Source organism: Micromonospora sp. NPDC047670, from assembly GCF_043204915.1.
Classification (GTDB): Bacteria; Actinomycetota; Actinomycetes; order Mycobacteriales; family Micromonosporaceae; genus Micromonospora.
In genome coordinates this window covers 263,013-288,087 of the sequence record NZ_JBIDDA010000006.1, presented here as the reverse complement: position 1 = coordinate 288,087, position 25,075 = coordinate 263,013, and the positions used below count along the sequence as shown (strand labels likewise).

At 73.6% G+C, this 25,075-nt stretch carries 23 protein-coding genes; 12 read left to right on the top strand and 11 right to left on the bottom strand.

Translation table 11 applies throughout. The annotated features are described in order from the left end of the window. Positions 1–79 precede the first annotated feature (79 nt). Complete coding sequence (locus tag ACGF7U_RS17455) at positions 80–2,911, bottom strand: DEAD/DEAH box helicase (protein WP_393107665.1); 2,832 nt, start codon at positions 2,909–2,911, stop codon at positions 80–82. An 86-nt stretch (positions 2,912–2,997) separates the two neighbouring features. Here ACGF7U_RS17455 and ACGF7U_RS17450 point away from each other — a divergent pair, with 86 nt between their 5' ends. Both ACGF7U_RS17450 and ACGF7U_RS17445 read left to right on the top strand, forming a co-directional pair. Continuing rightward, entirely contained in the window at positions 2,998–3,771 is a 774-nt protein-coding gene (locus ACGF7U_RS17450; protein WP_393107663.1) for an HAD family hydrolase, read from the top strand. A 60-nt stretch (positions 3,772–3,831) separates the two neighbouring features. Then, the gene (locus ACGF7U_RS17445) at positions 3,832–4,545 is read left to right on the top strand and encodes a TetR family transcriptional regulator (RefSeq protein ID WP_393107661.1); all 714 of its coding nucleotides are present in this window, start codon (positions 3,832–3,834) and stop codon (positions 4,543–4,545) included. A 63-nt stretch (positions 4,546–4,608) separates the two neighbouring features. Here the strand turns inward: ACGF7U_RS17445 and ACGF7U_RS17440 are convergent, their stop codons facing one another. Continuing rightward, positions 4,609–5,541 carry a diacylglycerol kinase gene (locus tag ACGF7U_RS17440; protein ID WP_393107659.1) on the bottom strand — a complete coding sequence of 311 codons (933 nt, stop codon included), beginning with the start codon at positions 5,539–5,541 and terminating at the stop codon, positions 4,609–4,611. 236 nt (positions 5,542–5,777) lie between these two features. Between ACGF7U_RS17440 and lanKC the strand changes: the two genes are divergently transcribed. The 4 genes from lanKC (at position 5,778) to ACGF7U_RS17420 (ending at position 12,063) form a co-directional block, all read left to right on the top strand. Then, positions 5,778–8,384, top strand: coding sequence for a class III lanthionine synthetase LanKC (gene lanKC, locus ACGF7U_RS17435; RefSeq protein WP_393107657.1), 2,607 nt, complete (start codon positions 5,778–5,780; stop codon positions 8,382–8,384). 6 nt (positions 8,385–8,390) lie between these two features. Beyond that, positions 8,391–8,510: a SapB/AmfS family lanthipeptide gene (locus ACGF7U_RS17430; protein WP_013734295.1), complete on the top strand. Its 120-nt coding sequence runs from the start codon at positions 8,391–8,393 to the stop codon at positions 8,508–8,510. Positions 8,511–8,581: 71 nt separating this feature from the next. Then, positions 8,582–10,309, top strand: coding sequence for an ATP-binding cassette domain-containing protein (locus tag ACGF7U_RS17425; RefSeq protein WP_393107655.1), 1,728 nt, complete (start codon positions 8,582–8,584; stop codon positions 10,307–10,309). Continuing rightward, the gene (locus ACGF7U_RS17420; protein WP_393107653.1) at positions 10,306–12,063 is read left to right on the top strand and encodes an ATP-binding cassette domain-containing protein; all 1,758 of its coding nucleotides are present in this window, start codon (positions 10,306–10,308) and stop codon (positions 12,061–12,063) included. The genes ACGF7U_RS17425 and ACGF7U_RS17420 overlap by 4 nt, the downstream gene beginning before the upstream one ends. 108 nt (positions 12,064–12,171) lie before the next feature. On the opposite strand, the gene ACGF7U_RS17415 is transcribed toward ACGF7U_RS17420, so the two are convergent. Then, positions 12,172–13,185 carry a glycerophosphodiester phosphodiesterase family protein gene (locus ACGF7U_RS17415; protein WP_393107651.1) on the bottom strand — a complete coding sequence of 338 codons (1,014 nt, stop codon included), beginning with the start codon at positions 13,183–13,185 and terminating at the stop codon, positions 12,172–12,174. Between the two features lie 130 nt (positions 13,186–13,315). Continuing rightward, positions 13,316–13,996: a response regulator gene (locus ACGF7U_RS17410; RefSeq protein ID WP_393107649.1), complete on the bottom strand. Its 681-nt coding sequence runs from the start codon at positions 13,994–13,996 to the stop codon at positions 13,316–13,318. A 35-nt stretch (positions 13,997–14,031) separates the two neighbouring features. Here ACGF7U_RS17410 and ACGF7U_RS17405 point away from each other — a divergent pair, with 35 nt between their 5' ends. The 4 genes from ACGF7U_RS17405 (at position 14,032) to ACGF7U_RS17390 (ending at position 16,848) form a co-directional block, all read left to right on the top strand. Continuing rightward, entirely contained in the window at positions 14,032–15,243 is a 1,212-nt protein-coding gene (locus tag ACGF7U_RS17405) for a sensor histidine kinase (RefSeq protein ID WP_393107647.1), read from the top strand. Positions 15,244–15,340: 97 nt separating this feature from the next. Continuing rightward, on the top strand, positions 15,341–15,703 hold the full coding sequence (locus ACGF7U_RS17400) for a metalloregulator ArsR/SmtB family transcription factor (RefSeq protein WP_393107645.1): 363 nt from the start codon (positions 15,341–15,343) through the stop codon (positions 15,701–15,703). Next, positions 15,700–16,179 carry an SRPBCC family protein gene (locus ACGF7U_RS17395; RefSeq protein WP_393107643.1) on the top strand — a complete coding sequence of 160 codons (480 nt, stop codon included), beginning with the start codon at positions 15,700–15,702 and terminating at the stop codon, positions 16,177–16,179. The genes ACGF7U_RS17400 and ACGF7U_RS17395 overlap by 4 nt, the downstream gene beginning before the upstream one ends. A 354-nt stretch (positions 16,180–16,533) precedes the next feature. After that, positions 16,534–16,848, top strand: coding sequence for a chorismate mutase (locus ACGF7U_RS17390; RefSeq protein ID WP_393107642.1), 315 nt, complete (start codon positions 16,534–16,536; stop codon positions 16,846–16,848). Positions 16,849–17,154: 306 nt separating this feature from the next. Here the strand turns inward: ACGF7U_RS17390 and ACGF7U_RS17385 are convergent, their stop codons facing one another. The 6 genes from ACGF7U_RS17385 to ACGF7U_RS17360 all read right to left on the bottom strand — a co-directional run bounded on the left by ACGF7U_RS17385 (position 17,155) and on the right by ACGF7U_RS17360 (position 21,668). Continuing rightward, positions 17,155–17,400, bottom strand: coding sequence for a GNAT family N-acetyltransferase (locus ACGF7U_RS17385; protein ID WP_393107994.1), 246 nt, complete (start codon positions 17,398–17,400; stop codon positions 17,155–17,157). Positions 17,401–17,909: 509 nt separating this feature from the next. Beyond that, positions 17,910–18,146, bottom strand: coding sequence for a hypothetical protein (locus ACGF7U_RS17380; protein WP_393107640.1), 237 nt, complete (start codon positions 18,144–18,146; stop codon positions 17,910–17,912). A 415-nt stretch (positions 18,147–18,561) separates the two neighbouring features. After that, on the bottom strand, positions 18,562–19,098 hold the full coding sequence (locus ACGF7U_RS17375) for a hypothetical protein (protein ID WP_393107638.1): 537 nt from the start codon (positions 19,096–19,098) through the stop codon (positions 18,562–18,564). A 202-nt stretch (positions 19,099–19,300) separates the two neighbouring features. Next, a complete protein-coding gene (locus tag ACGF7U_RS17370) occupies positions 19,301–20,302 on the bottom strand; it encodes a GlxA family transcriptional regulator (protein ID WP_393107636.1) in 1,002 nt (333 codons plus the stop codon). Positions 20,303–20,841: 539 nt separating this feature from the next. Continuing rightward, a complete protein-coding gene (locus ACGF7U_RS17365; RefSeq protein ID WP_393107634.1) occupies positions 20,842–21,234 on the bottom strand; it encodes a hypothetical protein in 393 nt (130 codons plus the stop codon). After that, positions 21,231–21,668 carry an SRPBCC family protein gene (locus ACGF7U_RS17360; RefSeq protein ID WP_393107632.1) on the bottom strand — a complete coding sequence of 146 codons (438 nt, stop codon included), beginning with the start codon at positions 21,666–21,668 and terminating at the stop codon, positions 21,231–21,233. Before ACGF7U_RS17360 ends, ACGF7U_RS17365 begins: the two co-directional genes overlap by 4 nt. A gap of 582 nt (positions 21,669–22,250) precedes the next feature. On the opposite strand from ACGF7U_RS17360, the gene ACGF7U_RS17355 reads away from it, so the two are divergent. Together ACGF7U_RS17355 and ACGF7U_RS17350 are read left to right on the top strand one after the other, a co-directional pair. Then, positions 22,251–22,868 (top strand): hypothetical protein, encoded by a 618-nt coding sequence (locus ACGF7U_RS17355; protein ID WP_393107630.1) that lies wholly within the window; start codon positions 22,251–22,253, stop codon positions 22,866–22,868. A 575-nt stretch (positions 22,869–23,443) separates the two neighbouring features. Next, complete coding sequence (locus tag ACGF7U_RS17350; protein WP_393107628.1) at positions 23,444–24,322, top strand: alpha/beta fold hydrolase; 879 nt, start codon at positions 23,444–23,446, stop codon at positions 24,320–24,322. Positions 24,323–24,514: 192 nt separating this feature from the next. Here ACGF7U_RS17350 and ACGF7U_RS17345 read toward each other — a convergent pair whose 3' ends face one another. Beyond that, on the bottom strand, positions 24,515–24,964 hold the full coding sequence (locus tag ACGF7U_RS17345) for a DUF1877 family protein (protein WP_393107626.1): 450 nt from the start codon (positions 24,962–24,964) through the stop codon (positions 24,515–24,517). Positions 24,965–25,075: the final 111 nt, after the last annotated feature.

Below are 25,075 nucleotides of genomic sequence, written 5' to 3'. Positions count from 1 at the left end.
GATCCGACGGCATCCCCGGGACAACTCGGGGGATGCCGTCGCGCCGACGGATCCGATCCGCCGAGGCGAGCAGTGACGGTCAGGCCGGGGCGTGGTATGCCAGCACGCCCCGGTTGACCGCGGCGATCGCCTGCCGGGCGGTGGACCTCAGCTCCGTCGACGCGCCGCCGGAGTCGGCGAGCTGACCCAGCAGGTCGACCACCTGCCGGGCCCACCGGACGAAGTCGCCGGCCGGCATCTCGCCGTCGATCTCGTGGCCGCTCGCGAGCACCTTCGCCAGGGCCTCGCCCCGGGCCCACCGGTAGATCGGCCAGGCGAAGCCGAGGTCCGGCTCGCGGGTGACCGCCAGGCCGCGGGCCGCCTCGTCGGCCTCGATCTCGCTCCACAGCTTGAGCGTCTCGTCGACCGCCTCGGCGACCGGGCCGCGCGGCAGCGACGCCCGCTCGTCGACGTCGCGGCGGGCCTCGAAGACCACCACCGACACGGCGGCGGCCAGCTCGGCCGGGGAGAGCCCGTCCCACACCCCTCGGCGCAGGCACTCGGCGACGAGCAGGTCCGCCTCCGTCCAGATCCGGCCGAGCATCCGGCCGGCGTCGGTCACCGCGCCGTCGGGCGCGAGATAGCCGCGGGCGGTGAGCAGCGCGACGATCCGGTCGAACGTACGGGCCAGCGAACCGGTGCGGCCGGCCACCCGCTGCCGCAGCTCCTCCGTGTCCTTCTCCAGGCGGCGGCGTCGCTCCGCCCAGCGGGCGTGCTCCTCGCGGTCCGGGCAGGCGTGGCAGGGGTGCCGGCGCAGTTCGGCGCGGAGCTGGCTGAGCCGGTGGTCCTCGCCGACCGCCTGCCGCGACCGGCCGCCCCGGCGACCGCCGTGCCGGTCCAGCCCGGTGCCGCTGACCTCGGCGGCCAGGTCCCGCCGGGCGGCCGGAGAGCGGTGGTTGAAGTGCTTCGGCACCCGGATGCGCGCCAGCACCTCGGCGGGGGTGGTGAAGTCGCCGGGGCTGACCCGGCCGGCCCACCGGTCCTGGGTGAGCACCAGCGGCCGGGGCTCGCCGAAGCCGCCGGTGGCCGGGTCGAGCACGACCGCCAGCCCGGCGCGCCGGCCCGACGGCACCCGGATCACGTCGCCGACGCGCAGCCGCTCCAGCGAGGCCACCGCCGCGGCCTTGCGCTGGCTCTGCCCCTGCCGGGCCATGGCGCGCTCCCGGTCGGCGATCGCCACCCGCAGCGCGAAGTACTCGTCGAAGTCGCCGTGGTGACAGGCCGCCTCCACGCCGTACGCCTCGATGGTCTCGGTGTTGCGCTGCACCTGGCGGGCCAGGCCGACCACCGAGCGGTCCGCCTGGAACTGCGCGAACGAGGACTCCAGCAGCGCCCGGGCCGGCTCGGCGCCGACCGTGCCGACCAGGTTGACCGCCATGTTGTACGACGGCCGGAAGCTGGACCGCAGCGGGTAGGTGCGGGTGGAGGCGAGGCCGGCCACGTGCCGGGGGTCGGTCTCCGGGGACCAGACGACGACGGCGTGCCCCTCGACGTCGATGCCGCGCCGGCCGGCGCGGCCGGTGAGCTGCGTGTACTCCCCCGGGGTCAGGTCGACGTGCGCCTCGCCGTTGTACTTGACCAGGCGCTCCAGCACGACGCAGCGGGCCGGCATGTTGATGCCCAGGGCGAGCGTCTCGGTGGCGAAGACGGCCTTGACCAGGCCCCGGACGAAGAGCTCCTCGACGACCTCCTTGAACACCGGCAGCATGCCGGCGTGGTGGGCGGCAAGCCCGCGCTCCAGGCCGTCGAGCCACTCCCAGTAGCCGAGCACCGACAGGTCCTCGCCCGGGATGGCGGTGACCCGCGACTCGACGACCCGGCGGATCTCCGCCCGCTCCTCTGGTGAGGTGAGCCGCAGGCCGGCGGCGAGGCACTGCTGCACGGCGGCGGCGCAGCCGGCGCGGCTGAAGATGAACAGGATCGCCGGGAGCAGGCCCTCGCGGTCGAGCCGGTCGACGATGTCGGGGCGCATCGGGCCGCGCCAGCGCGGCCCGCGCCGTCCGCCGCCGGGGCCGGCGCTGCGCCCCTCGCCCAGCTCCAGCCGGCGTATGGTGTCGCGGGTGTAGCGCAGCAGCTCCGGATGCACGTCGTGCTTGCGGGCGGCGTCGGCGTCGTGGAACAGGTCGAACATCCGTTTGCCGACCAGCATGTGCTGCCACAGCGGCACCGGGCGGTGCTCGCTGACCACCACGGCGGTCTCGCCGCGCACCGTGACCAGCCAGTCGGCGAACTCCTCGGCGTTGGACACGGTCGCCGACAGGGAGACCAGGGTGACCGAGGCGGGCAGGTGGATGATCACCTCTTCCCACACCCCGCCGCGGAACCGGTCGGCGAGGTAGTGCACCTCGTCCATCACCACGTACGCCAGGCCGTCCAGGGTGGCCGAGCCGGCGTAGAGCATGTTGCGCAGCACCTCGGTGGTCATCACCACCACGGGGGCGTCGCCGTTGATGGCGTTGTCGCCGGTGAGCAGCCCGACCTGCTCGGCGCCGTAGCGGTCGACCAGGTCGTGGTACTTCTGGTTCGACAGCGCCTTGATCGGGGTGGTGTAGAAGCACTTGCGCCGCCGGGGCGCGGCCGGGGCGACCTCGTCGCCGCCGGTGGGCGCCACCGCGTCGCCCGCGGCGGCGTCGCGTGCCGGCGCGCCGCGCAACGCCAGGTGTACGGCGAACTCGCCGACCACGGTCTTGCCGGCGCCAGTCGGGGCGCAGACCAGCACGCCGCTGCCGCGTTCGAGGGCCTGGCACGCCTCCCGCTGGAAGTCGTCGAGATCGAACCCCAGGTCGAGGGCGAACTCTTCGAGGGCCGGGAACTGTGAGGCCTGCGCGGCCCGGCGGCGCGCCGCGGCGTACCGCTCGGCGGGGCTCGACATGTCCCCAAGATTAATGCGTGCCGTCGGTGGCCACGTGACAAGGCCAACCGACAGCCCGGTCGGAGGTGGTCGGTAGGGTGCACGACGTGCCGGACCATGCCGAACCGCCCCACGCCCCACCCGGCGCCGACGACGCCGTCGGCCCCGGCCCGTCCCGCCGCCGGGTGGAGGCGGTCCTGTTCGACTTCCACGGCACGCTGGCGCAGGTGGAGGAGCCCCGCGACTGGGTGCTCGCCGCCGCGGCCTCCTGCGGGGTGACGCTGGAGCGGATGCGCGCCACCGCGCTGGCCGACCGGCTGCTGACAGCCGGCCGGGCGGGCGGTCCGCCGCCGGCGCGGGTGCCGCCCCGACTGGCCGAGCTGTGGGCCGACCGGGATCTCTACCCGCACGCCCACCGGGGCGCCTACACGGGGCTCGCCGAGACGGTCGACGCGGGCATCGAGGGGTTCGCCGAGGCGCTCTACGAGCGGGTGCTGGTCCCCGAGGGCTGGGTGCCCTACCCGGACACCGCGCCGACCATGGCCGCCCTGCGCGCCGCGGGGGTTCCGGTGGCCGTGGTCAGCAACATCGGCTTCGACATCCGGCCGATCTTCGCGGCGTGGGGGCTGGCCGACCTGGTCGACGCCTTCGTGCTGTCGTACGAGGTGGGGCGCTGCAAGCCGGACCCGGGGATCTTCCTGCGCGCCTGCGGCATGCTCGGCGCCGACCCGGAGCGCGCACTGATGGTGGGCGACACCCCGGCGGACGCGGGCGCGGTGGCGGCGGGGTGCGCGGTGCTGGTGCTGCCGGCCGCCGAGGCGGGCCGGGCGAACGGGCTGGGCGCCGTGCTGGACGTGGCCGGCGTCGAGAAGCAGCGCTAACGGCACACCGACAGCGACGTTAACCAACGGCGCTAACATGAGGGCGTTATCGTCGCTGTCATGATCACCGAGACGTCGCCCCGGGACCGGATCGTCCGCGCCGCCGCCGCCCTGCTCGCCGAGGGCGGGCGGGAGGCGGTGTCCACGCGCGCCGTGAGCCGGGCGGCGGGCGTGCAGGCGCCGACCATCTACCGACAGTTCGGCGACATGCGCGGCCTGCTGGACGCGGCGGCCAGCTACGGGTTCGCCGCGTACCTGCACGCCGAGGCGGCCCGGGACCTCGCCGGCGACCCGGTCGACGACCTGCGCCGGGGCTGGGACATGCACGTCGGCTTCGGCGTGGCCAACCCCGCCTTCCACGCCCTGATGTACGGCGATCCGCGCCCCGGCGAGACCACGACGGCGGCCCGGGTCGCGGCCGACATCCTGCGGCAGCTCGTGTACCGGGTGGCCGAGGCGGGCCGGCTGCGCACCGGCGTCGACGAGGCGACGGACATGCTGCACGCCACGGCCTGCGGGGTCACCCTCGCCCTGATCCGCACGCCCCCGCAGCAGCGCGACGCCGCCCTGTCGGCCCGGACCCGGGAGGCGGTGCTCGGCGCGCTGGTCACCGACTCCCCCGCCGCCCGCGCGACCTCCCGCGCCGGCCGCCCGGTCCGGCACGCGGTGGCCCTGCGCGCCGCCCTCGACGACCTGGCCACCGACCTCACCGCCGCCGAACGCGCCCTCCTCGCGGAGTGGCTCGACCGCATCATCCGCACCGTCGGTCCCTGACCGCCGCCGACGGACGCCGGGCCGCCACCGCGGACGGTGACGCGACCGGGAGGCCCGGCGCGGTCAGCGCAGCAGGCGGACGGCGGCGGGGACGGCGGTGACGGTCAGCGGGAGGCCCAGGGCGCGCTCGCCGTCGGCGTACGTGGTGATGCCCTCGGCGACCAACTCGACCGTGCGGGCGCGGTAGCTGCGCACCAGCGGGTGCGCGACGTGGGTGCCCCGGTAGATGCGCGGCTTGACCCGCATCAGGGTGCGCCGGTCGAACCGGCCGCCCACCACCACGTCGAGCAGCCCGTCGGTGGGGTCGGCGTCGGGACAGACCCGCATTCCGCCGCCGTAGCTGGCGCAGTTGCCCACCGCCACCAGCACGGCGTCCACCTCGTGCGTCGCCCCGTCGAGGCGCAGCGTGTAGCGGCGCGGGCGCAGCCGGGCCAGCTCCACCAGGATCGCCAGGTCGTAGCGGCGCGGGCCGCGGGGCCAGCGCATCCGGTTGGCCCGCTCGTTGACGATCGCGTCGAAGCCGGCCGCGAGGACCGCGCCGTACCAGCGGCGCACGCCGTCGGGGCCCGTCATCCGCGCCAGGTCCACCGGGTGGGTGCGGCCGTCGCGCAGCGCCGCCGCGATCACGTCTGCGGCGGCGAGCGGGTCGGCCGGGAAGCCGGTGTCGACCGCGAAGTCGTTGCCGGTGCCGGCCGGCACCGGGCCGAACGGCACCGCCGTGCCGGCGACCGCCTGCAACGCGCGGTGCACCGTGCCGTCGCCGCCCACCGCGACCAGGGCGCACGCGCCGCCGTCGACCGCCACGTGGCTCGCCGCCTCGGCCTCGTCGGCGCTGCGCGCGTGCAGCAGGCGTACCGGCCGGCCGGCGGCCGCCAGCCGGTGCAGGACCTGCGGCAGGAGTCCCCGGTGCCGGCCACGCCCCGCCGTCGGGTTGGCCAGCACGGCGACGGGTCCGCCGGCGGCGGAGGGGTGATCGTCTGCGGTCACGGCGAGCACCGTACCGCCACCGACCAGCGCGCTCGCACCGCCCGCCCCGGCGCGGACGACGGGGCCCGCCGGCGCCCGCGGGACCAGCGGGCCTGCCGGCGCGCCTGACATTTGTCACGGCCGGCCGTGCGGCACGCATTCATCGTCATGACTGATCGCACTGGAAGCGCCATGGCCCGAACGGACAGACTCATATCCACCAGCAGGGCCGAGGGCTCGACCGAACAGCGGAGGGAGTGGTCACGGTGGACGATCGCTACGACAGCTACTGCGCCGCCGACCGGCTGTTCTACGACTCGCTCGGCAGCGCGGTGGAGCAGCCCACCTTCGCGGCGGCCCGGCGACCGGTGCCCGACGGCTGGCGCTCGGAGCCGCTCGACGACTGGCTCATCTACGCCCCGCAGGGCGGCACGCTGCCCCAGCAGGGCTGGAAGATCCACGTGTCGGCGACCCTGGACAACGCCGAGCGGGTGCTGGACACGGTCTGGGACTACTGCGTCCCGCGCGGGCTGTCGTTCAAGTTCCTCCGCGGCCCGCGGACCCTGCTGCTGCGCAACTCCAAGTACGCCTCCCGCGCGGCCAGCGGCAAGTTCGTCACCGTCTACCCCCGCGACGACGCGGAGCTGGAGCTGGTCTGCAAGGAGCTCGACGAGCTGCTCGCCGGCGAACCCGGCCCGTACATCCTGAGCGACCTGCGCCACGGCGCCGGCCCGGTGTACGTACGCTACGGCGGCTTCGCCGCCCGCTACTGCCACTCCCCCGACGGGCAGGTGGTCCCGGCGATCGAGGACGACACCGGCACCCTGGTGCCCGACCGCCGCGACCCCGTCTTCCACGTGCCGTCCTGGGTGACGCTGCCCGACTTCCTGGGCCCGCACCTGGCCGCCCGCAACGCCACCAGCACCGACGAGGTGCCGTACCGCATCGAGAAGGTCATCCACTTCTCCAACGGCGGCGGCCTCTACGTCGGCCGTGACCTGCGCACCGACACGCAGGTGGTGCTGAAGGAGGCCCGGCCGCACGCCGGCCTGGACGCCGACGGCACCGACGCCGTCGCCCGGCTGGCCCGGGAGGCCGAGGCGCTGCGCCGGCTCGCCGACCTGCCGCAGGTGCCCCGGGTGCACGACGAGTTCACCCTCGGCGAGCACCGGTTCCTCGCGCTGGAGTTCATCGAGGGCCGCGCGCTGAACAAGGTCCTGGTCGACCGGTACCCGCTGATCGACGCCGACGCCACGGACGCCGACCGCGCCGACTACACCCGGTGGGCGCTGGACGTGCACCGGCAGGTCGAGGAGGTCGTGCACGCCATCCACGAGCGCGGCCTCGTCTACGGCGACCTGCACCTGTTCAACGTCATGGTCCGCCCGGACGACCGGATCGCGCTGGTCGACTTCGAGGTCGCCGCCCCGATCGAGGGGCACCGCCGGCCGGGCCTGCGCAACCAGGGCTTCGCCGCGCCCCGGGACCGCACCGGTCCCGCCGTCGACCGGTACGCCCTGGCCTGCCTGCGGCTGGCGCTGTTCCTGCCGCTGACCCAGCTGGTCCGGCTGGCGCCGGCCAAGGCCGCGCACCTCGCCGACGTGATCGCCGCGCACTTCCCGGTGCCGAGGGAACTCCTCGACGCCGCCGTGCGGGAGATCACCGGCGCCCCCGCCGGCGCGCCGGCCGTCGAACCGGCGGCGGACCTCACCGTCGACGTCGGCCCCGCCCACCGGGAGCGGCTCGCCCGGGCGATCCTCGCCAGCGCGACCCCCGAGCGCGACGACCGGCTCTTCCCCGGCGACATCGAACAGTTCCGCAGCGGCGGGCTGAACCTCGCCCACGGCGCCGCCGGCGTGCTGTACGCCCTGCACGTCAGCGGGGCCGGGCGCTGGCCCGAACACGAGCAGTGGCTGGTGCGCCGGGCCACGTCGCCCGCCGCCGGCACCCGGTGCGGCTTCTACGACGGCCTGCACGGCGTCGCGTACGCCCTGGAGCTGCTCGGCCGCCGGCAGGACGCCCTCGACGTGCTCGACATCTGCCTCCGGCAGCCGGTCGACGGGCTGGACCACAGCCTCGCGGGCGGCCTGTCCGGGATCGCGCTCAACCTCGCCGAGCTGGCCGGGCGCACCGGCGAGACGGCCCTGCGCGACGCGGCCTGGCGGGTCGCCGAGCGGGTCGTCGACCAGCTCGGCGACGACCCGGGACCGGACGTCAGCGGCGGGCGGCACCCGTACGCCGGGCTGTTGCGCGGCCGGAGCGGGCCGGCGCTGCTGCTGGTGCGGCTGCACGAGCTGACCGGCGAGCAGGCCCTGCTGGAGCACGCCGCCACCGCCCTGCGTCAGGACCTGCGTCGCTGCGTGGTCCGCCCCGACGGCGCGCTGGAGGTCAACGAGGGCTGGCGCACCATGCCGTACCTCGGGCAGGGCAGCGTCGGCATCGGGCTGGTGCTCGACCAGTACCTGCGCCACCGCGCCGACGAGCGGTTCGCCGAGGCGAGCGCCGGCGTGCGCCGCGCCGCCCGGTCCCCGTTCTACGCGCAGTCGGGCCTGTTCGCCGGCCGGGCGGGCATCGTCGCCTACCTCGCGGCGTACCCGGACGACCCGGGACTGCGGCGGGAACTGGCGACGCAGGTGCAATGCCTGGCCTGGCACGCCCTGCCGTACCGGGACGGCACCGCGTTCCCCGGCGAGCAGCTACTGCGGCTGTCCATGGACCTCGGCACCGGCACCGCCGGCGTGCTGCTGGCACTCGCCGCCGCGCGGCACGACGCGCCGGTGGGCCTGCCGTTCCTCGCGCCCCTGACGGGCGCCCCCGACTCCCTCGCCGATGCGAGGGCGACCGACCCGACCGACCAGCACGGAAGGAGGTGACACGACATGGCGCTTCTGGACCTTCAGGGCCTGGAGATGGCCCCCGCCGACCGCACCGGCGGCGGCAGCCGGGCGAGCCTGCTGCTCTGCGGCGACAGCTCGCTGTCCGTCACGACCTGCAACTGATCAGGTCGCACGCGAGGCCCTGGGCGGGTAGACGTACCCGCCCGGGGCCGCACGTCTTCGTGGGAGGTCCGATGCCGACGCTGACCGGCCCCGACCGGCTGCTGCGCCGGGTGGTCCGCGACGGCGGCGGCTGGACGGTCCTGCTCGCGGCGGTCGCGCTCACCGGCGCGGCCGCCGAACTGGCGCTTCCGGCGACGCTCGGGCTCGCCGTCGACGCCGCCGTGCGCGGCGACGGCTCCTGGTGGCCGGCCGCCGCCTGCGCCCTGGTCGCTGCACTCATGGTCACCGACGTCCTCGCCGACCTCGCCGGCGGCTACGGCGCGGCCCGGGCCACCGCCCTGCTGCGCCGGCGGCTGCTGCGTCACCTGTTCGCCTGCGACGTGCGCACCGTCCGCCGGTACCCGGTGGGCGACCTGGTGGGCCGGCTCGTCGGCCAGGCCGCCGACGCCGGGCAGGCCGGCACCGCCGTGGTGCTGGGCGTCGTCGCCCTGCTCCCCCCGATCGGCAGCGTCGTGGCGCTCACCCTGATCGAGCCGCTGCTCGGCGTCACCCTCCTCGGCGGGCTGGCCCTGCTCGCGGTGCTCATGCGCGCCTTCGTCACCGACGCCTCCGCCGCCGTCGGCGGATACCAGCGGGTGCTGGGCGCCATCGCCGGCCGGCTGCTGGAGGCGCTCGGCGGCGCCCGCACCATCGCCGCCGCGGCCACCGCCGACCGGGAACGCGACCGGGTGCTGGCGGCCCTGCCGGAACTGCGCGGGTACGGGCTGCTCGGCTGGCGGCTGCTGGCCCGGGCGAGCGCCCGCACCGCCGCCGTCGGCCCGCTGCTGCAGGTGGCCGTCGTGGCCGTCGGCGGGTACGCGCTCACGGCCGGTTGGCTCACCCCCGGTCAACTGGTCGCCGCGGTCCAGTACGCCGCCCTCGGCGCCGGGCTCGGCGCGATGCTGGCCACCCTCAACCGGCTGGTCCGCGCCCGCGCGGCGGCGGGCCGGATCGCGGAGCCACTGGCCCACCCGGCACGCCGCGACGGCACCGACCCGCTGCCGCCCGGGCGCGGCGAGCTGCGGCTGCGCGGCGTCGGCGTGCGCGCCGGGGACGGGCGGGCGGTCCTCGACGGGGTGGATCTGACCGTCCCGCCCGGCGCCACCGTGGCCGTCGTCGGGCGCTCCGGCGCCGGCAAGTCGACCCTCGCCGCCGTGGCCGGCCGGCTGCACGACCCGGACGCCGGTGACGTGCTGCTCGACGGCACGCCCCTGCGCCGGTTGACTCCGGCGGCGCTGCGCCGGGCCGTCGGGCACGCCTTCGACCGGCCGGTCCTGGTCGGCGAGACGGTGCACGACGCGATCGGACTCGCCCTGCCCGAGGAGTCGGCGCGCCCGCCCGCCGACGACGCCCCGGCCACGGCGCCGGTGCTGGCCGCGGCGCGGGCGGCGCAGGTCGCCGACGTCGTCGCCCGGCTGCCCGAGGGCTTCCGCACCCCGCTGGCGGACGCGCCGCTGTCCGGGGGCGAGGCGCAGCGGTTGGGTCTGGCCCGCGCGTTTCCCGCCGAACGGCTGCTGATCCTGGACGACGCGACGTCCAGCCTGGACACCGCCACCGAACACCGGATCGCCCGTGCGGTGGCCGACGGGGGCGGTGGCCGTACCCGGCTCGTGGTGACCCACCGCGCGACGACGGCGGCGGCGGCCGACCTCGTCGCCTGGCTCGACGGCGGCCGGTTGCGGGCCCTCGCGCCGCACCGGCGGCTGTGGACCGACCCGGACTACCGGGCCGTCTTCGCGCCCGGCGGTGACGCCCGGTGAGCGGCGTACGCCGCACGACCTGGGCGGCGCTGCGGGCCCGCCGTCGGGCGCTGGGCCGGCTCGCCGCCTGGTCGGTGGCCGAGTCCCTGCCGGCGCTGCTCAGCGGGCTGCTGGTGGCCCGAGCGGTCGACCGGGGCTTCCTGGCCGGCCAGTTCGCCACCGGCCTGGCCTGGCTGGCGGGGCTCGCCGCGGCCGTGCTGGTCGGCGCGGCCGCCACCGGGCAGGTGTACCGCAGCCTCGGGGCCGTGGTGGAGCCGTTCCGCGACGAGCTGGCCGCCCGCGTGGTGCAGGCCGCGCTGCACGACGCCATCCGGGCCGGCGGCCGGCCCGACAGCGCCGCCGTGGCCCGGCTAACCCACCAGGTGGAGGTCGTCCGGGACACCTTCGGCGGGCTGCTGCTGGTGGTCCGCGGGTTCCTGTTCACCGCCGGCGCGGCGCTGCTCGGCCTGCTCGCCCTGGCGCCGCCGCTGGCGGGCGCGGTGGCCGCGCCGCTGGTGCTCGGGCTGGCCGTGTTCGCGGCCGCGCTGCCGGCGATGGTGGCGCACCAGCGGGCCCAGGTCACCGCCGGCGAGGAACTCGGCCGGGCGGCGGCGTCCGCGCTGGCCGGGCACCGCGACGTGGTCGCCTGCGGCGCGCAGGACCGAATGGTGACCGGGGTCGACCGGCGGGTCACCGCGCAGGCCGACGCCGAGCGGACCCTCGCGCGGATGGCGGCGCTGCGCAGCCTCAGCCTCGGGCTGGGCGGCTGGCTGCCGGTGGTGGTGCTGTTGCTGGCCGCGCCGTGGCTGGTGCGGCAGGGGCTCAGCACCGGCGCGGTGCTCGGCGCGCTGGTCTACGTCACCACCGGCCTGCAACCCGCGCTGCACTCGGTCGTGCAGGGCGTGGGCGGCGGCGGGCTGCGCTACGCCGTCACCCTGGGCCGGGTCCTGCGCACCTGCCCGCCGCCCGGGCCGGCGCCGCGCCCGGCCGCGCTCCTGGGCCCGGCGCCGCGCCCCGCCGGCGCCGGCGCGCCGGCCGTGCGGGTGCGCGGGCTCACCTTCCGGTACGGCCCGCACGCCCGGCCCGTCCTGGCCGACTTCACCCTGACCGTGGCCGACGGCGAGCACCTCGCCGTGGTGGGGCCCAGCGGCGCCGGCAAGTCCACCCTGGCCGCCCTGGTCGCGGGGCTGGTGCCCGCGGAGTCCGGCACGGTGCACCTGGCCGGCGCACCCGTGGCCACCGCCGCGCCGGACGCGCTGGCCCGGCTGCGGGTGCTGGTGCCGCAGGAGGCGTACGTGCGCAGCGGCACCCTCGCCGACAACCTGCGCTACCTGCACCCGGAGGTGGACGACGCGACCGTCGCGGCCGCCGTGGACGCCCTCGGGGCGCGCCCCCTGGTGACCCGACTCGGGGGCCTCGCCGCCGAGATCGACCCCGGCGCTCTGTCCGCCGGGGAACGACAGCTCGTCGCCGCGGTCCGGGCCTACCTCGCCCCGGCGCCGCTGGTTATCCTCGACGAGGCCACGTGCCACCTGGACCCGACGCTGGAGGCGACCGTCGAGCGCGCCTTCGCCCGCCGCCCCGGCACGCTGATCGTGATCGCGCACCGGATCAGCTCGGCGACCAGGGCCCGCCGGGTGCTCGTGTTCGACGGCGACCGGCCGATCGTCGGCACCCACGACGAGTTGCTGCGGCGCTCGCCCACCTACCGGGAGCTGGTGGGCCACTGGCAGGACGTGGCGCCGCCGCCGCGCGTGCCTCTCGCCCGCGCGTGATCGACCAGCAGTGCGCTGGCACCCAGTGGGCTGAGCGTCACGTACACGCCGCGCGTGCACCGTCCTTGCCTCGGCTCGGCACCGTACGGACCTGACAGCGAATGCCGGTCAGCTGCCGTCGCGTAGTGCCGCGGCCCGGTCGACGCGGTTCGTCCAGACCACCCCGGTGTACCCGTCCGGCAGCCGCGCCCAGTCGTCCGCGCTGTCGAAGCCCTCCGAGAAACCGCCGTCGCCGGCCACGATGACGACCCGGCTGTGGTGCTCGGCCATCCGCTCGACGAACTTGTGCGGCCAGCCCCACAGCCACGGGGCGTACGTCTCGGGGATGTGCAGCTGCCGGTTCTCGCAGGCCGCCGGCACGTGTCCGGTCCAGCCGACCGCGATGTACCGGTACAGGCAGTCCTTGAGGGTGGCCATCGACAGCACCCGCACCTGGGGCAGCCGGCTCGCCAGCGCGGCGATCGGCTCGTCGCCGCCGTAGACGGTGAGCGTCTTGAGTCGCTCGGCGGGCAGGGTGGCCAGGTGGTCGGCGAGTCGTTCCCCCTCGACCGCGTCGCTGCTCTTGACGTCGATCAGCAGCTCCCGCTCGGGGAAGGCCGCCGTCACCTCGTCGATGGTGGGCATCAGGCCGACACCCTTGCCCCGGAACGGGTAGGTGGCGCCCCCGTCGGAGGTGTAGTTGTAGCCGATGTCAAGCCGGCGCAGCTCGGCGAGGGTGTGGTCGCGGACCTTGCCGGTCCCGTTGGTCCGGCACTCGAGCGTGTGGTCGTGGAAGACCACCAGCCGGTCGTCCTTGGTGAGCTGGACGTCGAACTCGACGATGTCGGCGCCCTCGTCGAAGGCCGCCCGCATCGACGTGATGGTGTTCTCCAGGTAGGGGTGCTCGGGCGCGTGGATCCGCTGCGCGGTGCAGGTGTCGTTGGTCATCCCCTCGAATCCGAAGGTCTGGGCCAGCCCTCGGTGCGCCAGCAGCGCCGGGCGGGCTCCGTCGGCGCCGGCCCACAGGTTGGTGTTGTTGACGTAGCAGAAGGTCGTCAACACCAGTACGCCGACCAACAGGCCACGCAGGACTCGCCGCCGGCGGGAGACCGGGCGACGATGGATCGGGTCGAACGGGGACACGGTTCTCCTCACGCGTCGTCAACGGACCCGGTCAGCTTTCCGCTCCCCGACACTCTCCGGAACCGGCGAAGGTCACAGTCGGTCTACGCCTTTCGGGCCGGACCCTTCGGACGCCGATCCGGCTGGCGACTCAGCCCGGCACGTCGCGGACCAGCAGGGCGGCCTGGGTGCGGCTGGTCACCCCCAGTTTCGCCAGCACGCTGCTGACGTGCGTCTTGACTGTCCGCTCGGCGAGACTCAGGGTGCGGGCGATGTCCTGGTTCGCCAGCCCCTGGCCGAGCAGGTCGAGGATCTCGCGTTCCCGGGCGGTGAGCGAGGCGACCCGCGCGGCGGGCGAGTCCATCCCGCGCCCCGCCGCGCCCTCCGTGGTCACCGCCGCGTCGCGGTGGCGCTGCGGCCAGAGCGCCTGGGTGGCCGATGAGCTCAGCGCGGTGACCCCCGCGAAGACGCCTCGGACGGCAGCGGCCAACTCGTCCCCGGTGGCGTCCTTGAGCACGAAACCATCCGCCCCGGCGGCCAGCGCTCGCTGGATGTCGGTGGCCCGGCCGATGGTGGTCAGCATCAGCACCCGTGAGGCCGGCGCGGGATCGCGCGACCGGAGCTGACGCAACACCTGGACGCCGTCCGGGCCCGGCAGGAAGAGATCCAACAGGATCACGTCGGCGGGCTCGTCGGACTGCCGCACGAGGTCCAGCAGGGCCGGACCGTCCGGCAACACGGACACCACCTGGATGTCCGGTTGGGCGTCGAGGATCAACGCCAGCCCTTCCCGGACCAGGGCCTGATCATCGACGATGGCAAGCCGGATCACCAGCAGATCGTACCGATCCGGTGGAAGGAGACCTGATGCTGACGGGCGCTCGACCCCACGGGGTCGGCCAACGCCGGAGCCGCGCGACCCGCTGGGCACGGCGCCACTGGCAGCTCGTGGTGGACCTCGCGCTGCCCGCACTGACCGGCGGCCTGTTCCTGGCGGGCGGCGTCGTCTCCGGGGAGCCGCTGTCCGTGGTGCTGGCGGTGGAGCAGATCCTTCCGCTGGTGGTGCGGCGCGCGGCCCCGGGCCTGGTGCTGGCCGTGGTGGGGGTGGCCACCTCGGCGCACATGCTGGCCGGGGTGTCCCGCACGATCGGCTACCTGCCCGTGCTGCTGGCGCTCTACACGGCCGCGGCCAACGGCCGGTCGGCGACGGTGCGGTGGGGCCTGTGCGCGGCGGTGACGGTGGGTGTGGCGGTCGCGAGCCTCCCGCACCGGGGCCCGGTCGAGGGCGCCCTGCTCGTCGTCGTAACCTTCACCGTCGCCTGGTTGGCCGGCATCGAGCGGGGCAGGCAGTTGCGGCAGCGTACGGCACTGGTGGCGGAGCAGATCCGGCTACGGCTGGAGCGGCGAATTGCGGCGAGGGAACGCGCGGCGGCGCAGGAGCGGGAACGCCTGGCGCGCCGGCTGCACGACACGCTCGCCCACACCTTGACGGTCATGCTGGTGCAGACCGAGGTGTTGCGGGTCGGCGGTGGACTGACCGGATCGCAGCGGGACCGGGTGGAACGGGTGCTCGGCGCGGGGCGGGCCGCCCTCGGCGAGATCCGGCAGACGGTCGCCGCCCTCGACCGTCAGGTGGCGGTGGCGACCGGGGATGATCTCACCGAGCGGCTGGACCGGTTGCGTGCGGCCGGCCTCGACGTGCCGGACGGGTTGCCCCAGACGCTGGCCGCGCTTCCCGAGCCGGTGCTGGTGGTCGCCCATCGACTGATCGGTGAGGCAGCCACCAACGCGCTGCGTCACGCCGGCCCCGGCACCCGGCTGGCGATCAGGGTGGAGCGGGACGCCGATCGCACCCGGCTGTCGGTGCTGAGCACCCGCCCCGCGGACGCCGGCGCCGCACACCCGGCGTTACCACCCGACGGCATCGCCGGATTCGGCCTTCGCAGCCTCGCCGCGGACGTCGAGGCGTACGGCGGCACACTCGACTACGGCCCCGTGACCGCCGGCCAGTGGCAGGTGGTCGCCGCGTTCCCCCACGCCGGCGGTGTGCTCACCGCGGGTCGTGGGCGTTCGGGGTGAGACCGTGCCCGTGCCGGAACCCACGACGGCGCCCCGTACTCAGGCGTCGATGGGCGCGACGTTGCCAGAAGCGTAACCATGTGGTTACGCTTCTGCCGTGGACGAGGTGGCGGGCGCGATCGCCGATCCAATTCGGCGAGAAATCCTGCTGATGCTGCGCGACGAACCGCTCTCGGCCGGCCAGATCGCCGACCGGTTCGTGATCAGCCGGCCGGCCGTCAGCCGCCACCTGCGCGTGTTACGCGAGGCCGGCCTGGTACGCGACACGGCCGACGGACGCAGGCGCGTCTACACACTGGTCGCCGCGCCGCTGGACGAGTTGGCCGGGTGGCTGGGGCGGCTGTTGCGCCCGTCCGGCTGGCAACACCGCCTCGACGCGCTGGAGACCGAGGTCTACCGCACCCGCCGCGAGCGGCAGACGGCTGCCGGGCGGCACCCATCCCAGAAGGAGACCGCATGAGCCCGACACCCACCGGCCGACTGATCGGCGACGACCTCGTGCTGACCCGGACATTCCGCGCTCCCATGGCCGACGTCTGGGCCAGCCTCACCGATCCGGCGCGTACGGCACGATGGTTCGGCCCGTGGCAAGGCGACGCCGCGCCGGGACACACGATCAAGGTCCAGATGGTGCACGAAGATGGCAAGCCCTGGCTGGACATGACCATCGACGCGTGCGAACCACCGCGCCGGCTGGCGGTTTCCGCGGTGGACGAGCACGGCGGCTGGCATCTGGATCTGGTGCTGGTCGAAAGTGCGGGCGGGACCGAGCTGAGATTCACGCAGCACCTGACCGGCACGGAGGGCGTCGGCGAGATCGGACCAGGCTGGGAGTACTACCTGGACGCGTTGACAGCCTCGCGCGATGGCCAGCCGGCGCCGGACTTCGACGACTACTACCCCGCGATGAAGGAGCACTACGAGGCACAGCGATAGAGACGTGTGTCAGAGGATGCCGGTCGGCGCGGTCGGCGGCCGGGCCAACGCCCACGTACTCCGGCCGGATGATTGCCGGCCGCGTGCGCAGTGGCATCGAGTGCGGCCACCCGATCCGCTCGGCGATCACCGGGTGCGGGGCATCCACGGCCACTCGGCCAGCAACGCCCTGATCTGCGGCCGTACGGGGCGAACCACGGGGACGACGCTCGTACTTTGGCGACGGCCGGAGGACAGTGCCGCCCGCACGGTGTCGCGGGCGATCCCGAGCCGACGAGCATCCTGGTGACGGACAGCGTGGTCCCGCGGTACGGAACCGGTTGACGGCCCGTCGCGCCAGCCCTCACGGAACAGGTGTGCGAGGATTTCGGCATGGCAGAAACGGCGACAGCGCTTGCTGAGATCCGTGCTGCGATCGACCAGTTGGACGATGAGATCGTTCGACTGCTGGCGCGGCGCGAGAGTCTGGTCCGCCGTGCCGCGCCACTCAAGACCGACCTGGCGGCGGTCCGCGCGCCGGACCGGGTCGCCCAGGTGATCGCCCGGATCCGCACGTCGGCCGCCGAGGCGGGCGCGACCCCCGACGTCATGGAGCGGATCTACCGCGGCATCATCCAGACGTTCATCGACATGGAGACCGACGAGCACCGCCGGAACACGGGAGCCTGAGCTACGTAGGCTTCTGGTCGATGCCGCTGGTGCGGTAGGCGATGGTGTCGTTCTGGTTGTCGGGTTGCGGGTCGCCCGAGGGCGACGACGAGGCGGGCGGTCGGCTTGTTGGGAGGGCGGAGGCCCGGGCATCATGGTTGCCCGGGCCTCCGCCCCACGACGGGTCGGGCTCATCCGCCCCGCCACGCTGTCGCCACCACCCCCGTTTCCGGTGCTCCTTCACGCGGTTGGCAACATGTGCACGTCGTCCAGTCCGACGATGCTGGACCCGGGCGCGGGACCTCGAAGGGTGTGAGGGCTTCCGGGTCAGCGGGTCACGAGTCGGCGCCGGAACTCCAGTCGCTGCGCGAAGGCGTCATAGCCTGCTCGTTCGAAGCCCTTGACCATCGCGATGTTGTCCGCGTCGCAGTCACCCCGGATCTCGGCGGCGCCGGCGGCGGCCAGGAGATGGGTGCCGCGGGCGACCACGGCGGCGGCGTACCCGTTGCCGCGGTGGCGGGGTGCGACGCCGACGAAGCCGATGACCGCGTGGGTCGGGCTGTGGGCCGGCAGGCTGATCGCGGCGGCGCTGCCGTCGGTGTCGTGGCCGATTTCGTACCAGTGCGGTTCGTGATGGAAGGCGACTGGCTCTGTCCACGGTAGTTCGGCGGCGCCGCGCGGGCCACGTTCGGCGACGGCGGCGGCGATCAGGGCGTCGCGGGTGTCCGCGACGAGGTCGGTGAGCAGGCCCAGGAACGGCTCGGGCCCGAGGTCGGCAAGCGATCGCCAGCGCAGCCGGTCGTCGGCGAGCGGCAGTTGCCGGTCGGCCGTCCAGCGGTAACGGTGGCCGTCGCGGCTGAGGTGGAACCGTTCGTCGAGCAGCAGTTGTCGCCGCTGGTGCGGCTGTTCCTGATGTTGGGGCGGCTGGGCGGGCGAGTCGAGGACGTGGCTCTGCTCGACCGCCTGGATCGCGGTGACGGCGATACCGATGCCGACGAGCGCCTGGCCCGCGTGCCCGGGACCTTCCGGGGCGTTCGCCGGCCGTCTCGGTCCGCCTCGTCACTGCGAGGAGGACGACAGTTCTACGGCTGCCACGGGATCACCGTCATTACCATGATCAGTATCGCGGCCGCCGCAATGGCTTCGAGAAGGTGGACGAGCACTTGGGTCGGTGTCTTGTCGCTCTCGAACACCGCCATGAACGCCACCCCGATCGTGACGAAGGGGGCAAGCAGGGCAGAGCAAAGAAAAAGCGTGAAGAGCAGCTCACCTTCGTCATCGAGAGTGGTCACGTCGACTTGTGCGACGTAGGGCGCCATGAACCCGAGGATGACGGAGACTACGCCCCAGCGCATCACATTGTCGACGAGGATGGCGTCACGCGGAGACCGCGGATCCTTACCGGCGGGTTGAGCTCACACGCTCGGTCGCCAGGCGTGAGGTCGCCGGGCTGCCGTGGGAGGGCGGGAACCTGCGCGAGGCCGCCGCCAGTTTGCGCCTAGGGATGGATCGGTGTGCACCCGTCGCCGCAGCCCGCCCGGTCGGTCAGCCGGTCGCCGCGCCGCGACGACCGGCGGCCCGGGCCGGGCTCTCGGCCCGTCCGGACCGCCGGTCGCCTCCAGCAGCCGCCGCCCCAGCCGAGCGACGACCTCGACGACGGGTAGGCAAGCGCTTCCTGCGCGTCCAGCTGCCGACCGCGAGTCTGCGATCAGGTTTCGGTGTGCGACGGTGTCGTCAGCACAGCAGGCTGAGCCAGTAGGCGCGGTCGTTCATGTAGCTCGGCATGTTGCCGAACCCGTACCCGGCCGTGACGGGTGCCAGGGTGAACCACTCGTCCTCGAATCTGATCTTCGCACCGCCGGTCTGGTTGTTGTACCAGGAGGAGGCGCCACCGCGCTGGCCGGTCGGGAACCCGTACTCCGGGAGTCGGTATGTCCCGCACCGGTAGAAGGCGTAGCCGTAGCCGGCGCGGTTGGCGTCGGCGTGGATGCATGCGCGGCCGGTTCCACACCAGCTGCCAGTGGCGTCCGCGTCCGTGACGGTGAGGACGACGCCGTCGTTCGGCCAGGCGACCTGGTTGGCGGACAGCCGGGTCGCGTGGGGATCGGTGGCCAGGATCCTGGCGATCCGGTCCTCGGCGAGGGTGTTCGGCGGTGACGCGGTGGCGGGCGCCGCCGAGGTGGCGGAGAGCACGATTGTGGTGGTCACGAGGGACAGGGCGAGGAGCACGCCCCTGCCTCGCCGGCGCGGTGTCGCTTCAGCGTTGTTCATGGTGACTCCTTGAGGATCGGGAGGTGCTCACGACGGGCGTCCGCTGGTGGCGCCGAGACAGTGATCGACGCGGCGCCGCCGGGGCGGCTCGCGGCCCGAGATGACTTCATGGGCTCACTGTGACCGCACGGCGGGCAGGGAGACGAGGCTGGCCCGACGTCGCGTCAGAAATCCTGGCACTCCTGGCACAGGGACGACTTCCTCAAGAGTCCGTGCCCGCGCCGAGCGTCGACGACACCGCCCGGTACTGCGACGGCGAAACTCCGTACTGCGCGACGAATGCCTGTCGAAGGGTTTCCAGGGAGGTGAACCCGCACCAGCGCGCGATCATGCCCATCGGGTGACCGGTGGTCGACAGGAGACGTGCGGCGGTGTCCAACCGGGTGCGACGTACGAAGCGACCGGGCGGCGTTCCCAGGTGCTCGACGAACAGCCGGTGCAGTTGCCGGGTGCTGACTCCGCAGTGTCTGGCCAGCGTCGCGGTGTCGAGTGTCGTCGCGAGGTGTGCGGCGACGTAGGCGACGGCCTCGCGTACCAGGACGTGGTCCGGGTTGGGCGCGGCGAAGACACTCATCTGCGCCTGGTTGCCAGGTCGCTGCAGATAGGTGACCAGAGCCTGCGCGACGACGCGAGCCAGGTCAGGCCCGTGGTCCTCGGTCACCAGTGCCAGGGTCAGGTCGAGCGCGCTGGTGACGCCGGCGGACGTGGCGACGTGTCCGTCCCGGATGAAGATCGGCCGGGGGTCGACGTGGACGGAAGGGTATCGGCGCGCGAGCACCTCGGCGTAGTGCCAGTGGGTGGTCGCCCGACGGCCGTCGAGCAGGCCAGCGGCGGCGAGCACGGTGGCGCCGGTGCACACCGAGGCTGTGCGTCGGGCAAGCGCGGCGAGCCGTCGGACGTGCGCGACGACCGTCGGTTCGGCGGCGGCGGCCTCGTGTCCCTGTCCCCCGGATACGACCAGGGTGTCGATCGGTCCCGTCGCGCGCTGCAGCGATCCGCTGCTGTGCACCTCCAGACCCGAGTCGCACCGGATTGCCTGTCCGTGCGGAGAGACCAGTTCCGTGCGGTACAGCGTCCGCCCGGCGATCCGACCAGCCAGGGCGAGCGTGGAGGTGACGCAGGCGATGTCGAGCAGTTCGGAGCCTTCGTACCCGACCACCACGACCCGTCGTGTGCCCTCTCCGCTCGATGCCGTGGTCGCCATGGCCGCATCCTGTCAGACGGACACCAGCACCTGAACCGGCAGTTTGCCCCGCCGCCAGCCGGTGTTCCCGGGTCATGGTCGGCGGCCGTCAGGATCTGCCCGACCCGCCCTCATCTGGCCTCCGGCTCACCGGCTACACCCTGCACCCTCACCGATCGCTCGACCGGTTGCAGTGCGAAGGCAGGCCGACGAAGTCTCCCGCGCCCCAGGGCCCGCGTCGCGGCGTGCGGGTAGCCGAGCTGGCGGCGGACCTCCGTTTGAGGGGTTGTCGCGGCGCCGGGTGGCTGAGATCTGTGGTTGTGGTCTTCGACGAATGCGAGCGGCGGTGCCGAAGGGCACGGCCGCACGCGCGATGCCTCAGGCCATCGAGGTCCCGAAGCCGCAGGCCGGCGCTGGTGAAGGTGCAGGCGTCGTCGGTCAACGCGTTTGACATGTCGGTCGCCGGTAGCCACAGGCCGACGCGGACGTGGCAGACCATCCATCGGTTGGCCCGGTATGCCGGCGGCGGCCATCTGGCTCCTTGCGGGCCGCCGTCCAGATCACGCCCGCGATGCGGGAGGCTCGGGCTCTGGCCGGCCAGTCGAGACCAGCCGGCGCCACCGTGATAGTTCCGCCAGGAACGAGGCGGTTACGAGGATCCAGACGGCGATCGCCGCCGGCAACGGCCAAGCCAGCCAGGATGCCACGACCGCGGCCACCATGTGCAGAAGCACCAGTCCGATCGTCACGTGTCCGGGTACCGCGACGACGACGTGCTTCTTGTCCCCTGGTGTCGCGAAGATCGTGGGCAGCGCGACGAGCACTACCACCGATGCCACGGCCAGCAGCACCGAATGACCGGCGAGCGCCCACGGGGTGGCCACCCAGGCCACCAGTTCGGTGGCGAAGCGCAGCGCGGAGGCCGGCCCAGTCCGGTTCGGGGATCGGTTCACGCCCGCTTCTCGTTCTCCGCCCGGCGCTTGAGCGCCTCGTTGAGCCGTTCGAAGTCCGCCACCGCGCCGTCAACGACCTTCCCGAACAGCGGCACCAGAATCCCGGAGAACCTCTCGCGCTGCACCACCCGCGTGCCCCCGTCGGGCGGGGTGAGGACGAACAGGTGCTCCCCGTCGAAAATCCCGGGCAGGATCAGCCGGCCCAGCCAGCGCAACTCGGCCGCCTCCCGCGCCACCAGGACGCGCGGCGTGAACGACATCGGACGCCCGGCGGCCGGGAACATGCGCAAATTCAGGGTGCTGCCGACCCGGGCCTCACCGGCCGCCTCCCGGATGAAGGGATTCCACTGCGCGTAGCGGGGAAAGTCGGTCAACACCTCCCAGACCCGCTGCGGCGTCGCGTCGATCTGTACCTGCGTCGAGATCTCGCGCATCGCTCCCCCCTTCAGCAGGTTCGATCATGGCATCGGTGGATCGGTGGGACGACCCTGGGGTTCCAGCACCTGCGAGTCGCCCGGAACTGATAACGCCGAGTACCTGCTACCGCCGCACCCGCGCCGGCACCGAGCTGCGCCCGGAGCTCTACCGGACCGGGACGCCCTGCTGCGCGAGCGGGCGTGACAGTCCCTCCGGGGCTGTAGTGCTGCGAGACGCTGCCCGTACGACCCGCCGCGCCTCGCCGGCCTCGGTACAGTGGGTCCTTAGTGGACGCGGCACCGGCGTACGGCGCGCGGGACGACGCACCGCTGGGGTGTCGAATCCAGGCGATTTTGGAGCGCTCACTACCCTGTTGCACGATCCCCGTGCCTGGTACACGTCCACAGCGATAAGGGTTTCAGATGACCGACAGCCACCCTCCGCACGGAGGGCAGCCTGATCCGAACCTCCCCCCTTCGGGTGGCCCATCGGCGCGGCAGGGCGGATACGGCCGGCCAGGGCAGCGACCGCGGTTCACGGCCCCGCTTCCGCCGCCGCGAAGGTCGACCAGACGCCGGATCGTCGGCCTGTGCGCCGCCGTGCTGCTCCTGCTCTGTGGCGTCGGGGTCGGGGTCGTCCTGCTCAACGACGAGGATGGCGCCCCGAGGGCAGCCAGCAGCGAGCCGGGCGCGGACGTCATACCCACCCCGCCGGCATCCGGGCCCGGCGACAACGCGGTGACCGCCCGCTCCATCAACGACTTTGGCAACGTCTGCGAGGGCCGCCAGATCTTGAACGCGGCCCTCTACAGCGGGGCGACGGGTGCGAGAGCGTACGTCTTCGCGAACTCCCCCGACCGGCCGGCGTTCTGGTCATCGACGTCGATCGCGTCGAACAGGCCGTACTACGCCGAGAACACGGAGTCGGTGTCGGTGGTCGGCTGCCTGGAGTTCGTGGGGGGCGGTGAGGGCACGCCCCTCGAGTGCAAATACACGGGCGCCGGTCAGCGAATCACCATCGACTACACTGCGTCGCGTTACAAGCTGACCTTCTACGCAGCGAAGACCGCCGAGAAGATCGGCGACGGCGGCACGGTGAGCACGCCGGCGAAGCGGTGCCCGACCTTCATCTCGTCCTACAACAAGAACACCATGACGGCGTACGCCTCGCCGGACACCGCTGCCATCGTGGCGGCCATGGAAAAGTTCCTGTCCTGACCGGCACGGTCGATTTCGGTGAGCGGCGGATGACCAGGGCGATGTCGTCGGTGGGGTGCTCGTCGGCGGCGGAGGACCCGCAAACCGGCGATCGTCAGCCCTGACGGACGCCCCCTGCTCCGGCAGAGGCTGACAGCAACCTTCGCTGGCCAACTCGTGCCGGCGGCGTTGCGCTCCCCCGAATGGGCCCGCCCGTTCGGAAAGGTCGTCATCGAGATCCGATGACAGGCGTGCGTGGTGGCGCGATCCGCCACGCACGCTCGTCGGCCCGCCCGCCCACCCGCCGGAGCGTACGACCCGACCCGGGCACCGCCGAGCGCCTCCGCCGCCGGCAGGGCCGCGCGTCGCCGGCGGCAGCCTGCGACGCGGGTGTGGAAACGGTCGACCGACAGCGGTCTGCATCGGGCACGATGGGCTGGTGAGTGAGCGCGGGCGGCGCTCGCGCCGCTGCTCGGCGTACGACTGGTCGTCACAGCCCTCGCGGGGGCCGCGACGGTGATCATCCGCTCGATGGTCGCCAGGCTCGGCGCCGATACCGGCGATGACCGCCGTCAGACAGCCAACTGGAGGACGGAATGCAGACTATCCAGAAGGTCCGCCATCGACAGGCCGACGTCGACGGCCTGGAAGTGTTCTTCCGCGAGGCCGGGCGCCCCGGCCAGCCGGCGGTGCTGCTGCTGCACGGATTCCCCAGCTCGTCGCACACGTTCCGCCAGATCATGCCCACCCTCGCCGACGTCGCGCACGTGATCGCACCCGATCTTCCCGGCTTCGGCATGTCCTCGTCGCCCACCATCGACACCTACGACTACACGTTCGAGAACCTCTCGTGGACGATCGAGAGCCTCCTCGACCAACTCGGGATCGAGCGCTTCTTCGTCTACCTGCACGACTTCGGCGCACCAGTGGGATACCACCTGGCCACCCGGGCTCCGGCTCGCATCCGTGGCCTCATCGTGCAGAGCGGCAACGCCCACCACGACGGCCTCGGCGAGCAGTGGGACAGCGCCAGGGCGTACTGGGCCGACCCGACCGACGACAGGCGCGCCGAACTGCCAGACTGGTTGAACTTCGCCGGCACCCGCGACCAGTACCTCGCCGGCCTGCCCGAACACCTGCGGGCCCTGCACGCTCCGGAGTCGTGGCACCTCGACTGGGAGCGCATGCGCCGACCCGGCAACGTCGACGCACAGTTCGCCCTGTTCACCGACTACGCCAACCACGTCGCCCGCTTCGACGAACTCGCGGAGTACCACCGCGCTCACCAGCCGCCCGCGCTCGTGCTGTGGGGACGGCACGATCCGTACTTCGACGTCGACGAGGTCCTCGCCTACCATCGTGCCCTCGATCGCATGGACGCGCACATCTACGACGGCGGGCACCTGTTGCTGGAGACGCACGCGGCGGAGTGCGCCGAGCTCATGCGGGCGTTCGTGCTCGACAACGTGGGCTGATCCCGCCGCTTCACCCGGCCGGCCCCGCATCGGATCTCGCCCCGGACAGCGGCGCGCTGCGGGGGCAGCGCAGCCGGTGGCGGTCCTGACGAAGCGCCGCCGCCCGGTACACCGACGCCGACCCGAGTTGCTCGCTGGTGTGCGCGGAGCCGTAGCGGCGCACCAGTTTCCAGACCTCCGACGGGGGCGGCGTCAGAAGCTGAAGTCCCGGATCGCGGCGTCGCCCGCCGCGGCCGTCGCCACGAAGAACTCGACCAGCCCGGCGTGGTGGAAATCGAGGTATCCAAGGTCGTCGTCGCCCCAGACGGGAGGGTAGACGTTCCGCTCGATCATGCGCTTCGGGTCGTAGTGATGGGCCAGCACCTCGAACGGCGCCGCGCTCAGCGCCCGGGCGGCGTGGGCGACCAGGGCGCCGTCCCACGCGAGGAGACCCTCCTCGTCGATCGATTCGCCGTCCTCATAGAGATCGGCCCTCACCTCGGCCTCGTCCAGCAGGAACTGGATGCCGGCCCAGGCCTTCTCCAGGAAGCAGCCCGGCCGGTCCTCGTCGTCGACCACGTGTTCCATCGCCCACTCCGGGTCGGCCATCGCCCGGTCCAGTTCCTCCGGGGTGACCCGGGTGAACGACAGCACCATGCCCATGAAACCCACCATTCTCGCGCCGCACGGTCGAACGGCCGCGATTCTGGCAGCCGCCCCTGACAGTCCGAGGGCAGGTGTAGGTCGCTCTGCGTCGCCACGGTCGTAACGGGT

Excerpts from the sequence above, each read along its gene's own strand:
- ACGF7U_RS17455 (WP_393107665.1), bottom strand. The coding sequence starts at position 2,911 with ATGTCGAGCCCCGCCGAGCGGTACGCCGCGGCGCGCCGCCGGGCCGCG.
- ACGF7U_RS17445 (WP_393107661.1), top strand. The coding sequence starts at position 3,832 with ATGATCACCGAGACGTCGCCCCGGGACCGGATCGTCCGCGCCGCCGCC.
- ACGF7U_RS17430 (WP_013734295.1), top strand. The coding sequence starts at position 8,391 with ATGGCGCTTCTGGACCTTCAGGGCCTGGAGATGGCCCCCGCCGACCGC.
- ACGF7U_RS17425 (WP_393107655.1), top strand. The coding sequence starts at position 8,582 with ATGCCGACGCTGACCGGCCCCGACCGGCTGCTGCGCCGGGTGGTCCGC.
- ACGF7U_RS17405 (WP_393107647.1), top strand. The coding sequence starts at position 14,032 with ATGCTGACGGGCGCTCGACCCCACGGGGTCGGCCAACGCCGGAGCCGC.
- ACGF7U_RS17395 (WP_393107643.1), top strand. The coding sequence starts at position 15,700 with ATGAGCCCGACACCCACCGGCCGACTGATCGGCGACGACCTCGTGCTG.
- ACGF7U_RS17380 (WP_393107640.1), bottom strand. The coding sequence starts at position 18,146 with ATGGCGCCCTACGTCGCACAAGTCGACGTGACCACTCTCGATGACGAA.
- ACGF7U_RS17375 (WP_393107638.1), bottom strand. The coding sequence starts at position 19,098 with ATGAACAACGCTGAAGCGACACCGCGCCGGCGAGGCAGGGGCGTGCTC.
- ACGF7U_RS17370 (WP_393107636.1), bottom strand. The coding sequence starts at position 20,302 with ATGGCGACCACGGCATCGAGCGGAGAGGGCACACGACGGGTCGTGGTG.
- ACGF7U_RS17360 (WP_393107632.1), bottom strand. The coding sequence starts at position 21,668 with ATGCGCGAGATCTCGACGCAGGTACAGATCGACGCGACGCCGCAGCGG.
- ACGF7U_RS17350 (WP_393107628.1), top strand. The coding sequence starts at position 23,444 with ATGCAGACTATCCAGAAGGTCCGCCATCGACAGGCCGACGTCGACGGC.
- ACGF7U_RS17345 (WP_393107626.1), bottom strand. The coding sequence starts at position 24,964 with ATGGGCATGGTGCTGTCGTTCACCCGGGTCACCCCGGAGGAACTGGAC.